The following is a 13,472-nucleotide window of genomic DNA, read 5'->3' on the forward strand; positions in this document are numbered from 1 at the left end:
AATGTTAAAAAAATCTTTAGTAGTACTAGGTATTTCTGCTGCTTACTTTGTGCAGGCACAGGATATTTCTACAATCAGGAATTCGATTGATGTTTATTCTAACACTCCGATAATAGGTTCTTCAAAATTTAATGCGATGGCCGGCTCTAACGGGGCACTTGGAGGTGATGCTACTTCATTGATGACAAACCCTGCGGGATTAGGTGTTGCTATTGCGGGAGATGTATCGGCAACGTTGTTTTTAAGCAATACTAAAAATACCAGCTCTCTGGCTGGATCTTCAACAGATTATAAATTAAATAAATTTACGCTTGGAAATGTTGGTGGTGTTGCAACGATCCAGCTGATGACAGAATCACCATGGAAGTTCATTAATATCGGTGCCAATCTATCAACGCAGTCTCTTGAGAATTATGTTGAGAGCCCGGGGAATTCCAATGTAGTGATCTCCAAAAACCTGTTAGATTCTAATGGAAATCCTGTGGTAGGTAACCTGTCTTACCTTGGGCATGCTTATAACAGATATGGTAATCAGACCAAATTTAACCTGGGTGTAGGTGCGAACTATAACAATTCACTTTATCTGGGAGCAAGCATTAATATGCATTACGCTGAAATCGATCAGTATGACAGTGCTTTATTCGGGCTTAATCTGGATGGATCGGTGAATACTTTTGATAAGCAGTATACCCCGTTTTCGGAAAAATCAAATGGTTTTTCAGCAACAGTAGGGGTTATCGGAAAATTAAGCAATCAGTTCAGATTGGGAGCATCTATTGAAACACCGACCTGGTGGAATATCGACAGGGTCTTCCGCGAATATTATGACGGAAGTAACGGGATCAATTATGACAACTATGTGGAAGACAGAAATTTCAGGTCCCCAATGAAGGCTACTGTAAGTGGTGCGTTTGTTCCCAATAAGAATTTTGCCATTAACGTAGACTATACTTTAGGACTTACCAAACCTAAATATGAAGTACAAGGTGCTGCGGAAAGAGAATTGAATTCTTTCTTCAGTGACAATTATAAAAACCTATCGGAAGTAAGGGTAGGTGCGGAATACAGAATTAAGGCATTTAGAATAAGAGGTGGATATTCCTATACATCAAGTCCTTTTGATGCTTTTACGATCAGTTCTTATTCCAATGCAGGAGTTGCAGGGGATAACAGCTATAGTAATTTGATTTTGGGAGAAAGAAATACGATAGGAGCAGGTATCGGATATGATTTTGGAAACTTCTATGTGGATGCAGCGTATCAGAATGTCAGCTCAAAATATAATAACCCATTCCTGAGAGGGAGTGCTGACCTGGGAACAGGATATTATTCAGGTGATTTTGATGTAAATACACCAACATCCGTTGTTTCCAGTGTGAAAAGCAACAGAGATAACTTCTTTCTTACAGTCGGCTGGAAATTCTAATTTCCGGATTGTGTAGCAAGTGATTAAATTGAGGCTCCGAATTTTTAATTCGGAGCTTTTAATTTATATGCATTGAAGTAAGATCTGATTAATCAGGATTCTGGATCAGATTGGGCTGGATCTGAATCTGCTGTTCAGGAATATATTCAATAATTCTGTTGCTGGTATAAGGAACCGTATAAAAGGGATTATTTCCGTTTAAATGGGTTCCCGGATAATTACGGTCGAGACTTAATTTATTTCTGAAGACATCATATTTTCTATGTGCTTCAAAAGCCATTTCAAGTCTTCTCTCCTGAAGAACCAAGTCTAAAATAGTTTGTCCTGATGGAACTGAAGGATATGCTGGAATTCCCGCTCTTGTTCTGATCGTGTTTACGTCAGCCAGTGCTGAAGCTGAATTTCCCTTTTTAGCATAGCCTTCGGCCCGGTTCAGATACATTTCAGCCAATCTCAAAATAACAGGTGACCATAATTGAGGAACTCCTTCCTGTAATGAACATTTTAAAACATAGAATTTCGGATAACCGTTTCTTTTGTCCATATCATTGTCCAGATTTACATAAACTTTTACGTTATTAGAATTAATAAAGTAATAATTCGTTTTGGTAGGCAAAATTTCTGATTGCACCAGATAGTTAACATTATTCATCGTGAAATAGGTATTCCCGCCCTGCTGGAATGTTTTCTGAAAAGTGTAATTATAAGTTATTCCTCCGGAAGCATTTGTACCTTGTTGTACCCAATAAGCAACAGGAACAGATGGGGTTGCATATTTCGGAGAAATGAACTTCAATCGTGCATCCTGCGGATTTTGATTGATCAGATCCAGATAAGAAGAAGACGCGTACATCTCACCCCAGCCTACATTTTGAATATTGGCATACATGGATCCTATAGTGTACCAGCCATCACTGTAATCACCATCTTTATTATATTTGAATGCAAAAATGGTTTCTTTGTTGGTTTCAGGAGTTTTCGTGGCATAAGAAGGAAGTTCGGAATTAGACAATAGCATATACTTTCCGGAATTAATCACCTTATCAGCATATTCAATAGCTTTATCATTATTTTCCATATACAGATACACTCTGGATAGCAGTGCTTGAGCAGCTTCTTTAGATGCGTAGGTGTTGTTTTTATCGAGAGTCATCAATTGTTCCGCTTTTCTCAGATCATTGACTACCTGATCGTAAATTTGACCTACCGTGGCCCTGCCCGGTAATTCGTTTACATCATCCGATGTTTTTAATGGTACTCCCAGATTGCCGGTTCCCTGATTGTAAGGTTTTCCAAATACATTTACCAAAGAAAAATAAACGTAGGCCCTTAGAAAATAATTTTCCCCGATCAGCTGATCGGTATTGGTATCTTTTCCTTCGGCAAATTTGGAAATAACTTTATTGCATCCAATGATAGCCTTATATCCTGCATTCCATATCGTATTGGAGCGGCCATTATTTTTAATACTTCTGTAGTTATAATAATAAAAGAACTGGTCGGTGGTCGTACCGCTGATATCAATATTATCGCCGCCATATTCACCCACTCTGTAAAGATTGTTGAAAAATCCTCCTCCTGTTGCATCTCCTTTCAAAAGAGCATAGTTTCCGAGAGTAATGGTCTGCAGCCCTGTTGGATCTGTTAATATGGTATCAGACTCTTTTGAATCATATGGAGACCTGTCTATATTACAAGCTACCGATGTTAGTGCGATAAGTGCTAAAAATATCTTTTTCATGTTTTTTAAGTTTTAAAAGGTGAAGGTGAAACCAAGAGAAAATCTTCTTGGGATAGGATAAATTGCGCCTGCTGTTCCGGAATAGGTAGTTTGGTTATCTGCAGGTCCGGCTTCCGGATCTACTCCGGAAAATTTAGTAATGGTAAAGAGATTTTCCCCCATGATATAAATACTTGCCGAAGAGACTTTAAGTTTTTCCGCTAAAGAATCTGGAAAATTGTATCCTAACCTCAGGGATCTTAATTTCATATAGCTTGCATCTTCCAGGTACCTTGAAGAAGGCTTGTTGGTAAGTGTATTATTGTTGAAAATTGCTACAGGATGTGTGGCTATATCTCCAGGTTTTTCCCATCTGTTCCAGCTATCCTTCAGGACCATTTGGTTGTAGTAAGGATAAGCGCCATCAGAATCAAACAGTTCCCGGTAGGAGTTGTAAATCTGTCCTCCCTGCGAAAAATAAATATTGGCATTAAGGTAAAACCTTTTTACGGTAAGATTGGTACTGAAAGATCCATAATAATCGGGTGTAGCAGCGCCTACAATCTGCAGTGTGGCCTGATTGTAATTAGATGTAACACTTTTGGTTCCATCAGCGTTAATCACTTCCCATTGCCCTGCGCCATTATCAGGATTTACCCCCATCCATTTTCGCATATAGAATGAAGTAACATCGTTTCCGGCAATAGCGACCTGATTATTGGATAGAAGCTGGATGCTGTTGTTTCTTGTTGAAAGAACCCTGTTGTTGTAGGTACTGATATTGAAACCAATATCCCAGTTCACATTTTCAGATTTAATGACAGCATAATTAACATTGAATTCCCATCCTTTATTTCTTACGTCTCCTACATTCAGGTATTGTCTGTCGACTCCTGTTAATGACGGAAGGGTAACGAGCATCAGAAGATCTTTGGTTTTATTATTAAAATAATCCACGTTCAGGGTCAGGCGGTTATCGAATGCCCGGATATCCGTACCAATATTGTTCTGATAAATCGACTCCCAGGTTAGATTAGGATTGCCTAGCTGGTACCATGTCGCTCCTATCTGAGCATTGTACATCTGAGTAAGCGCATAGAGGTCCTGCCATCCGTAATTAGGACTTGGGGTATTTCCTACAAGTCCCCTGCTGGCTCTTAATTTCCATTCGTTGATTGGTTTTACTCCGAAAAATTTTTCTTTGTGAATATTCCATCCTAAACTGTATGAATAAAATAATCCATTTCTCTGGCTGGCACCAAATGCAGAAGAAGATTCGCTTCTTAAAGAACCCTGAATGAAATATTTTTTATCGTATACATATTCTGCGTTGAAAAGAAATGCATTGTATGCCCTGTCATATTTTGTGCCTGAGGGCTTTCTTCCTGTCGTTGCTCCGTTGTCGAAGACGTCTGTTCCCGGAACAATTCCGTATACACCGGCTCTGGAAACCTTATATATTCTGTCGTTATACTCATAGGCTGCTAAAGCATTTACGTTATGAACTCCAAAATCTTTGTCGAATCTCAACATCTGGTTAAAGAATTTGCTTACATCTTTGGAATAGGATTCTGTTAATTCACCTTTGTTACTATCCCCCGCAATGGATCTCGGATCGGTATAATACATATCGTCATAATTTCTGTAGGTGACATTATTGGTAGTAACAAACTTTAAATAATCTGTAAATTTAATTTCAGCATCAAAATTCCCGATCAGATCCAGCTGATTACTTTTACCATAGTTCCATTGCAAATCGTAAAGGTAATTGGAGTAATCTCTTCCATACCATGTTCCACTATATGAATTAGGGTTTATGAGACTTCCATCCGGGGCTTTTGGATTATCCCAAGGCATATTGAGGTACATCTGATACAGAGAACCCTGACGGTCTTTTCCGCTGGTATATGATAGACTCACTTTGGGTTTTAATATCAGCCAGGGCTTTACGGTATGTTCATGATTGATCCTGAATGACAATCTGTTATAGTCGTATCCTCTTACAGTTCCGGTTTCGTCATAATAGTTTCCGGAAATGTACGTCCTTGAATTTTGAGAGCCTCCTCTGAAATCAATGGTGTAGTTTTGAACTACTCCCGTCTGTGTGCCGTTTTTCAGCCAGTTATATCCAGGATTTCTGAGTTCGGAAGGGATTGAAGGGGCATTTTTTAATGAAGTGAAATAATCATATAATTGGGTACCATCCATCAGTTTGAAGCGCCCGTTATTGAATGTATTAAACGAATTGTTTACAGAAACATTCATCGTGCTTTTTCCTGCTGTTCCGGATTTTGTGAAGACCTGTACAATTCCGTTTGCTCCCCTGGAACCATACAAGGCTGTTGATGTCGCATCTTTCAAAATGTTGATGCTTTCGATTTGATTGGGATCCAGATTGGGAGTTCCGTTCATCATTACACCGTCTACGACCCATAATGCCTGGCTTGGACCGTTGATGGTAGCGGTACCCCTGATTTTTACGGTTGCTGAAGATCCCGGACCGCCTCCTCCCTGCATAATTTGTGCTCCTGCGGCTTTTCCTTGTAAGAGACTTGATACATCAGAGGTATTGGCATCTTTTAGTTTTTTGTCAGAAATAATTGAGACAGCTGCTGTAAGACTCGATCTTTTTTGAGTTTTGTATCCTACAATTACAACATCTTCAATGCTTTTTTCCCTCAGGGTGTCTTTTTTTTATTCGTTTGGGCGGATAAAATACCGCATAATAAAAAACAGGACACAGCTGTTGTCAAACGTTTAGTTCGTTTATTCATACGTAAGTGATTTAGTGGCGGGGCTAAAGTACAAAAAAAATTACATCAATATTAATTTGATGTAAAAATTATGAATAATTAAAAGAATTAACTAATTGTTTGATTGTGCGATGTATTATGCACTTTAATTGTTTGTTTTCCGTAATTTTCTCTATAAAAGGAATTATCTTGCTAATTATAAGTTTCCTCTAGTCAGGGTTTTATGAATAAATTGTAGTGATTTTTAAATACAACTAAGGCCGGATTTACATAGGGCTGTTCCTAATGGCCGGAAATCACCGAATGTGAATGAAACAGGTGCATGATCAAGGCAAGTGATATACCAAGGATTACTAAACCTATTTTCGTCCAGTCAATATTATGGTTTTTATTACTTTCAAAAATAATTACTGATGAGATATGCAGGAAAATTCCTCCGACAATTGCCAGAAAATAAGGCTGTAACTCCGGATTGAAATAATTTCCCAATAACATTCCCATAGGAGAGGCGAGCGCAAATAATGCAATGATCATATAGGTAGGATACGGTGATCTTTTCTCTCCCTCCTTTCTGTTGAATAAAAAGGCTCCCAAAATAAATGAAATAGGAATGTTATGAAAAACGATACCAAGTAGATAGGGTGATAATACTTCTTTTTCATTTCCTAAAGGAATACCTTCTATAAATGCATGGACAAACAATCCGGCCATTAAAGCAACGGGAAGTATATTATGATCATTATGATGATGAAAGTGACCATGCTCAAACCCTTTGGTTAAAGCTTCCAGAATCATTTGTAATAAGACACCCAGAATTACAAAAATACCTATAATATTACTTTTTTCTGAAGTGTAAACCTGTGGGAAAACCTCGTTCAAACAGATGGTAATAAGAAACCCTGCACTCAGAATCAAAAGATTTTTAGCCAGTTTTTCTTTTTTACCAAAATGCTTTCCAAGAAATACTCCTGCGATTACACTTAAAATCAGTAAAAGGACTATGATCATGATTTTTTCTTAAATAAATTGATACAGCGTGGTGACGTTTCTTTATTAAAGCTATTCAATTGATAATCACCCCAGATTTTCAATCGTTCAAAGCCACATTCTGAAGCGTAGGAATTGATTTCTTCCAGTGTATGTAGCTTTACCTTCTCAAAAAAATGATAAGGCTTTCCTTTAGATTCAAACCGGATGTCTTTGATAATATGTCTTCCTTCAATTTTTTTGCAGATTTTAAAATCGATATCACCGCGGTTGATGACTGATTCCGGAACAATTTTACTTCTTACGTACTCTTCGTTCAGATAATCAAGAACAAAATAGCCTCCAGGCTTTAAAACAGAGTAAACAGATTGGAAAACTTTTTTATCATCGCTTTCCTGGTCAAAATATCCGAAACTCGTAAAAAGATTAAAAACGGCATCCACAGGATCTGCATCGATAGGGTTTCGCATGTCATGGACATCGAAAATAAGGGTTTGGTTTTCAAACTGCTTATCAAACTCAATACTTTGTCTTGATAAATCAAGCCCCAAGACATCATATCCCAATTTATTAAGGAATACGGAATGTCTTCCTTTTCCGCAGGCAAGGTCAATAATTTTAGAAGAAGGCGGCAGCTGAAGACTTTGAGTAAGCTTTGTAATAAAGTTTTCAGCTTCCGTATAGTCCCTGTTGCTATAAAGTAAATGATAATAAGGGGTATCAAACCAAGATTCAAACCATTCCATAATGCAAAAATAACTAAATTTGTGCGGTAAAAGGAAAAGTATTTTAAGATTGAAAGATTGAAAAATTCAATTAATCAAAATATTGGAAGGCTAATCTTTTAATTTTTAAATTATTAAATCTTTTAATAACTATTTATGGACATAGAAAATATAAAAATTCAGATAAAAACTTTCTTCGGATTGGAGCAGATCTTAGCTGAAGAGATTAAAAAATTAGGAGGACGAAATGTTGAAGTTAAAAACCGCGCGGTAAACTGTGAAGGAGATTTAGGTTTTCTTTATAAAATCAATTACTCGGCAAGAACGGCATTGAAGATCCTGGTACCGGTTTTTGAATTCAAGGCTTTTAATCAGCATCAGTTTTATGACAAGCTTTTTAAGCTGGAATGGGAGCAGTTTATGGATGTGGATCAATCATTTGCAATTGACGCTACCGTAAATTCAGAGACCTTTAAGCATTCACAATTTGTTACATTAAAAATGAAGGATGCTATTGTGGATTACTTTCAGGAAAAATTCAAAAAGCGCCCTAATGTGGAGCCTAAAAGTCCTGATATCAAGTTTCATTTGCATATCGACAGGGAGTTAGTAACAATTTCTCTGGATTCTTCAGGTGATCCTTTATTCAAAAGAGGATACAGAAAAGAACAGGGTGAGGCACCTATTAATGAGGTATTGGCAAGTGGAATGCTTCAGCTTGCCGGATGGGACGGAAAAGGAAATTTTCTGGATCCGATGTGTGGCTCAGGAACTCTTCTGATCGAAGCAGCAATGATTGCTATGGATCTTCCTGCACAGATTTTCAGGAAAAGATTTGCGTTCCAAAACTGGAATAATTATGATAATGATCTTTTTACCAAGATCAAGAAATTCAGAATCAATAGAGTGAAAGAATTTCAGGGTAAAATTGTAGGGTACGATATAGACGGAAGAATGCTTAACGCTGCCCGTACCAATATCGAGTCGGCTGAAATGGAAGATGTAATTGAAGTTAAGAGGCAAAACTTTTTTGAGTCTAAAAAAGAACTTTTCCCTTTATTAATGGTTTTCAATCCACCATATGATGAAAGAATCTCTATTAATGATGATGAGTTTTACAAGAAAATCGGAGATACTTTTAAAACCCATTACCCGAATACTTTAGCCTGGCTGATTTCTTCAGACCTTGAAGCGGTAAAGAAAATAGGACTTCGTCCTTCGAGAAAGATTAAGCTCTTCAACGGAAAATTGGAGACAAGATTTTTACAATACGAAATGTACGAGGGAACTAAAAAGGTACATAAACTGGAAAATCAATAAAATGAGATAAAGCCTTCCTTATTGGAAGGCTTTTTATTTATTTCGTAAAATAATCTTCTTCGATAAGATTCCCGTTTTCATAAACATTCATTTTTATGATCTTATTTTTTTCTTTTACAAATTCAAACACAAGATCCTTTTCTTTTGTAAAGAATCTGTTTTCTGTTTCCGGATAAAGTAAAAGCGTTTTACCTCCAACGGTCAGATTCAGGATGGAATTTTTGGGTTCAACGCTAATAATTCCGTTTTTCCTGCTATTGTAATTACCTTGATAGGTTTTCAGAATTTGATCCTTTAAAGGTATTTCCTTTCTTTCATTTTGGTATGGTGCCGGGCCGTGGTCATAACTTAAAACCCTGGACATTTTCCATTTTCCGTTCTCTAAAATCCAAAGATCAGTGAACTTGGCCAAACCATCCCTAAATTCTTTTTTACCCGTTTCATTGATGTAGAAATAATGATCACCGGAAATAATTAAACCGTACAGCTTATCGTCTTTTTTCATTGGGAAAACCCTGACAGTCTTATCAATTGCTTCTCTCCTTAAATGAAAATCCTTATTTCCGCAAAGGTTTTTCTGGAATGTGATTTTTAATGCTTCGTCCCCTTTTGTTATTCCTCCCTTATCGTGATAGAATTCAACATCAGCAGGAATAAAACGCATCATTTCACTCACATTGCATTTGTTGTAGGCTACCCAGAACATGCTATCACTTTTTACTCCTTCCTTCATTAAAGTTTCAGTATTTTGACCGGGAATTGTCCTCAAGGTAAATATTAAAATAAATAATATTAGGATATATTTTCTCATTACAGTAGGCTTCTATGTTGTAAGACAAATATGATAAATTTTCCTCTTATATTATCAACTTTAAAACGTTTTAATGTAGTTTGATTTTATATTGATATCTGTTTTATATTTTCATTGATAAAATAATAGATGATTTTGATAATTTATTATTAATTAATTGTTAAGGTTTATTTTAGATTCGTAATAAACAGTTAAATACTTTTATTATGAAAAAAATTAGCTTACTATCCCTACTTATTCTGTTGATAGGTGTTTTCAGCGTTATATCATGTAATTCCGATCCTTTGGATGATTCAGTAACGCCACAGGAAAATTCCTTATCAGCAAAGAGTAGTTTAACCTCTAAAGTGGCTGCTTTTGGTAAGAATCCACTTTCCGTAATGTATGTTGAGGTCAACAACAATGATATCAGGGAAGTTGGTAAATATAAACTGGCAGACGGAAGACAACTTTTTGACGTGGCAATTATTTTTGCCGCCAACATCAATTATAATACGACAACCCAAAAGGCTTATTTGTATTTTAATCCTCAGGTAACCAACGTGCTCAGCAATAAAAATACCTATATAAAACCTTTGCAGGATAAGGGTATTAAAGTAATGTTATCCATTCTGGGAAATCATCAGGGAGCAGGATTTGCTAACTTTCCCAGCCAGGCTGCCGCACAGGCTTTTGCTCAGGAACTGGCTGATGCTGTAAATACGTACGGATTAGACGGAATTGATTTTGATGATGAATATGCAAATTATGGTGCCAATGGAACAGGGCAGGCTAATCAGTCTTCATTTGTATACCTTGTAACGGCGCTTAGAGACTTACTTCCTGATAAAATTATTTCTTTTTACAATATCGGACCTTCTGCAAGCAACCTTTCCTATAATGGGGTCACTGTTGGGTCAAAGGTAGATTATGCATGGAACCCTTATTACAGTACATACTCAGCACCTAATATCCCAGGCCTTGATAGCGCTCATAAAGGGGCTGCGGCTGTCAACGTAAACTCTTCAACTTCCAGCTATACAAGTACTTCTACGGTTTCAAATTTTGCACAGAGAACCAAAGATGACAGATATGGCGTATTTTTATATTATGACCTTGGAGCTACCAATATCGCTTCTTATTTTACCAATGCTACAAGTATATTGTATGGACAAAATACAGTGTATGGAGATGGGACAACAACACCTACGACAGGAATTACTTCGGGGGCCACTTATCAATTGGTTTCTGCGACCAATGGAACAAGCATGCTGGATGTTTTGAATGCAGGTACTACAGATGGAACAAAAGTTCAGCTATGGGCATCCAATGGCAATACGGCACAAAAATGGAAAATTACTGACGTGGGAGGAGGGTATTATAAGCTCCAACCTTTGAATGCACCCACAAAATCTTTAGATGTATCCAATTCCGGGACAACAAACGGAACCCAGGTGCAAATCTATACTGATAATGGAACCAACGCACAGAAATGGAAAATAACATCTGTAGGAAATGATTATTATACTTTGTCACCTGCTCACGCATCAGGCTTTAATCTGGATGTGAATAATGGTTCTTCAGCTAACGGAACAAAAATTCAGATCTGGACGGCAAATACAGGAAATGCACAAAAATGGAAGTTGGTAAAATTATAATCCGGTAATTTACATGTAAAAGGACAGATTTCAACATGGAGTCTGTCCTTTTTATTTTTATCTGATCATGGATGGAGCGTAGCCATATTGCTTTTTGAATGCATAGGAGAAGTGGGATAAATCCTCAAAGCCTACTTCCATAAATATATCTGATGGTTTCTTATGTTTTTCAGCAAGGTGGTAATGAGCTAATTCAAGTCTTTTACGGGTAAGCCACCGCTGAGGTGTGGTTTGAAATGTTTTTCGGAAATCCCGGTTGAAAGTGGACAAACTTCTTCCTGTAAGGTAACCAAATCGTTCCAAAGGCATATTGAACATATAATTTTTCTCCATAAAATCAACGAGATTGATTTTTCCTGGTTCCTCAAAATCAGCTAAAACAGTGTCAATTTCCGGATTAATTTCCCGTAGAATACTGATTGATTCCATGATTTTCAGTGATGCGATATGTTCCGGGAAAGTTTGGGTCATCTCAAAATAGGGTATTAATGAGGCAAGGCAACTTTGTAATAAAGGATGATTGCTGAAACTGAAGATTTCAGGTTCTTTCCGGATTACAGAATCCTGGATATCCATATTTGAATAAAACTGCTTTAAACGGTCTGTCGTCAGATGCATTACTACTGCTTTATGGGGGCGGCCGTCTTTAGGATAATTAATAATTGTTGCCAATTGGTTCCTCGGAATAAGAAAAATGTCTCCCGATGTAAAATGATAAGAGCGATCGGCCTGGATGATCTTCGTTTCCCCGGAAATAAACCACACCAGCATATGATATTCAAAAACAGTTTCAGTTTTAAATAATTTATCTTCATAGGAAGAAAGCTTAATATCCGGTGTGATGTATTTGATGTGAAAATCCATTGCTTCTAGTTTTCAATAACAAAATTATTCATTTTCAAGGTATATTTATCCTATATTGAATGGAATTCCAATCATTTCTTCGCTAAGTTTCCAGAGATGTTCAGCATTTTGTTTATCCAGAGAATAAGATTGTACTCCTCGTATAGTGGCAGGGTCATCAAACCGGTGCTCAATTTGTCCGTGATCTATCTCTGCAATATCGCAGTTTTCACAATACACTCCTCCGATGTCATGGAGAAGAGGGCTTGTGGCGCACCATACTGTTGTTGCTGCTCCCTGGGGAATGGTTTTTAATCTGGCTTCCACTTCAGGTTTTATGTTTCCATCCTCGTCATGGGTACCTATTTGCTTGAACAGGTCTATGGGTTCTTCTCTTCCTAAATCAGTTCCGTATACAGAACCCGGATGGACGGAATAAGCCCTTACATTAAATGCCTTTCCTCTTGCGTCAAGCTCTACAGCGAAAAGATTGCATGCTGTTTTTGACTGGCCATATCCGAGTAGGGTTTGATATTCCCGATGCTCAAAATTAGGATCTTCAAAATTAAATGGTGCCATCTGGTGTCCATAAGATGAAACACTGATTACTCTGGCTCCGTTAGCTTTTTTTAGGGCAGGCCATAATCTGGCGGTAAGGTGGAATTGTCCCAGGTAATTGGTGGCGAGCTGTGATTCGATTCCGCGGCTATCTCTACGGAGCGGAACCCACATAATTCCGGCATTATTGATCAGGAGATCCAATTTTTTTCCTGAAGCAATAAATTTTTCTGCAAAAGCATCAATGGATTGAGGATCCATAAGGTCCAGTAATTCAAATTCAATGTTTTGAACTCCTGACAAGTTTTTCCTTGCTTTTTCAATATCCCTGGCAGGAACGATGACTTGCGCACCTGCCGAAACCAGAGTTTTCGTAGTCTCAAGGCCGATTCCTGCATATCCACCGGTAATAATAACCGTTTTTCCAGTAAGATCAATTCCTTTAATAACATCCCAGCTTGTTGATTGTGCATTGAAACCGGAATGGATCGGACTTTGTACATTTTTGTCTTGTATCATGTTTTTATTTTTATTGATATGACAAAGGTATAGCGTACAGGAATCTGGTAATTTGTTTAAAATGTCAATTTACTTTGTTTAAAATTTCATGCACACTCATCGAAAAATTGCTGTAATGACCTCTTCTTTTGTAATAAAGATCTGTTCTACCATATTGGTGTTAATTTAGGTGA

At 37.3% G+C, this 13,472-nt stretch carries 10 protein-coding genes; 3 read left to right on the plus strand and 7 right to left on the minus strand.

Annotated elements, in window-relative coordinates:
- The first annotated feature begins 1 nt into the window (after position 1).
- Positions 2-1,426 (plus strand): OmpP1/FadL family transporter, encoded by a 1,425-nt coding sequence (locus tag MTQ00_RS00670; RefSeq protein WP_273647337.1) that lies wholly within the window; start codon positions 2-4, stop codon positions 1,424-1,426.
- Positions 1,427-1,514: 88 nt separating this feature from the next.
- On the opposite strand, the gene MTQ00_RS00675 is transcribed toward MTQ00_RS00670, so the two are convergent.
- From MTQ00_RS00675 to MTQ00_RS00690, 4 genes are all read right to left on the minus strand, one after another.
- On the minus strand, positions 1,515-3,167 hold the full coding sequence (locus MTQ00_RS00675) for a RagB/SusD family nutrient uptake outer membrane protein (RefSeq protein ID WP_273647338.1): 1,653 nt from the start codon (positions 3,165-3,167) through the stop codon (positions 1,515-1,517).
- Between the two features lie 12 nt (positions 3,168-3,179).
- Positions 3,180-5,828 carry a SusC/RagA family TonB-linked outer membrane protein gene (locus MTQ00_RS00680; protein ID WP_337249979.1) on the minus strand — a complete coding sequence of 883 codons (2,649 nt, stop codon included), beginning with the start codon at positions 5,826-5,828 and terminating at the stop codon, positions 3,180-3,182.
- A 353-nt stretch (positions 5,829-6,181) separates the two neighbouring features.
- On the minus strand, positions 6,182-6,907 hold the full coding sequence (locus MTQ00_RS00685) for a ZIP family metal transporter (RefSeq protein WP_407933711.1): 726 nt from the start codon (positions 6,905-6,907) through the stop codon (positions 6,182-6,184).
- Positions 6,904-7,632: a class I SAM-dependent methyltransferase gene (locus MTQ00_RS00690; protein ID WP_172277145.1), complete on the minus strand. Its 729-nt coding sequence runs from the start codon at positions 7,630-7,632 to the stop codon at positions 6,904-6,906. Before MTQ00_RS00690 ends, MTQ00_RS00685 begins: the two co-directional genes overlap by 4 nt.
- A 135-nt stretch (positions 7,633-7,767) precedes the next feature.
- Between MTQ00_RS00690 and MTQ00_RS00695 the strand changes: the two genes are divergently transcribed.
- Positions 7,768-8,931, plus strand: a complete 1,164-nt coding sequence (locus MTQ00_RS00695; RefSeq protein ID WP_273647339.1) for a THUMP domain-containing class I SAM-dependent RNA methyltransferase — start codon at positions 7,768-7,770, stop codon at positions 8,929-8,931.
- A gap of 37 nt (positions 8,932-8,968) precedes the next feature.
- On the opposite strand, the gene MTQ00_RS00700 is transcribed toward MTQ00_RS00695, so the two are convergent.
- On the minus strand, positions 8,969-9,664 hold the full coding sequence (locus tag MTQ00_RS00700; protein ID WP_172277151.1) for a nuclear transport factor 2 family protein: 696 nt from the start codon (positions 9,662-9,664) through the stop codon (positions 8,969-8,971).
- Between the two features lie 284 nt (positions 9,665-9,948).
- Here MTQ00_RS00700 and MTQ00_RS00705 point away from each other — a divergent pair, with 284 nt between their 5' ends.
- Positions 9,949-11,379: an endo-beta-N-acetylglucosaminidase H gene (locus tag MTQ00_RS00705; protein WP_273647340.1), complete on the plus strand. Its 1,431-nt coding sequence runs from the start codon at positions 9,949-9,951 to the stop codon at positions 11,377-11,379.
- Positions 11,380-11,436: 57 nt separating this feature from the next.
- Here the strand turns inward: MTQ00_RS00705 and MTQ00_RS00710 are convergent, their stop codons facing one another.
- Together MTQ00_RS00710 and MTQ00_RS00715 are read right to left on the minus strand one after the other, a co-directional pair.
- Positions 11,437-12,243 (minus strand): helix-turn-helix domain-containing protein, encoded by an 807-nt coding sequence (locus tag MTQ00_RS00710; RefSeq protein ID WP_172277157.1) that lies wholly within the window; start codon positions 12,241-12,243, stop codon positions 11,437-11,439.
- A 45-nt stretch (positions 12,244-12,288) separates the two neighbouring features.
- Positions 12,289-13,299 carry an SDR family NAD(P)-dependent oxidoreductase gene (locus tag MTQ00_RS00715; RefSeq protein WP_273647341.1) on the minus strand — a complete coding sequence of 337 codons (1,011 nt, stop codon included), beginning with the start codon at positions 13,297-13,299 and terminating at the stop codon, positions 12,289-12,291.
- Between the last annotated feature and the right edge of the window lie 173 nt (positions 13,300-13,472).

It is taken from the genome of Chryseobacterium sp. B21-037, assembly GCF_028570785.1.
Classification (GTDB): domain Bacteria; phylum Bacteroidota; class Bacteroidia; order Flavobacteriales; family Weeksellaceae; genus Chryseobacterium; species Chryseobacterium proteolyticum.

What these genes read in the sequence shown, in the direction of transcription:
- MTQ00_RS00670 (WP_273647337.1), top strand. Translation starts at nt 2, where the DNA reads ATGTTAAAAAAATCTTTAGTAGTACTAGGTATTTCTGCTGCTTACTTT.
- MTQ00_RS00675 (WP_273647338.1), bottom strand. Translation starts at nt 3,167, where the DNA reads ATGAAAAAGATATTTTTAGCACTTATCGCACTAACATCGGTAGCTTGT.
- MTQ00_RS00685 (WP_407933711.1), bottom strand. Translation starts at nt 6,907, where the DNA reads ATGATCATAGTCCTTTTACTGATTTTAAGTGTAATCGCAGGAGTATTT.
- MTQ00_RS00690 (WP_172277145.1), bottom strand. Translation starts at nt 7,632, where the DNA reads ATGGAATGGTTTGAATCTTGGTTTGATACCCCTTATTATCATTTACTT.
- MTQ00_RS00695 (WP_273647339.1), top strand. Translation starts at nt 7,768, where the DNA reads ATGGACATAGAAAATATAAAAATTCAGATAAAAACTTTCTTCGGATTG.
- MTQ00_RS00700 (WP_172277151.1), bottom strand. Translation starts at nt 9,664, where the DNA reads ATGAAGGAAGGAGTAAAAAGTGATAGCATGTTCTGGGTAGCCTACAAC.
- MTQ00_RS00705 (WP_273647340.1), top strand. Translation starts at nt 9,949, where the DNA reads ATGAAAAAAATTAGCTTACTATCCCTACTTATTCTGTTGATAGGTGTT.
- MTQ00_RS00710 (WP_172277157.1), bottom strand. Translation starts at nt 12,243, where the DNA reads ATGGATTTTCACATCAAATACATCACACCGGATATTAAGCTTTCTTCC.
- MTQ00_RS00715 (WP_273647341.1), bottom strand. Translation starts at nt 13,299, where the DNA reads ATGATACAAGACAAAAATGTACAAAGTCCGATCCATTCCGGTTTCAAT.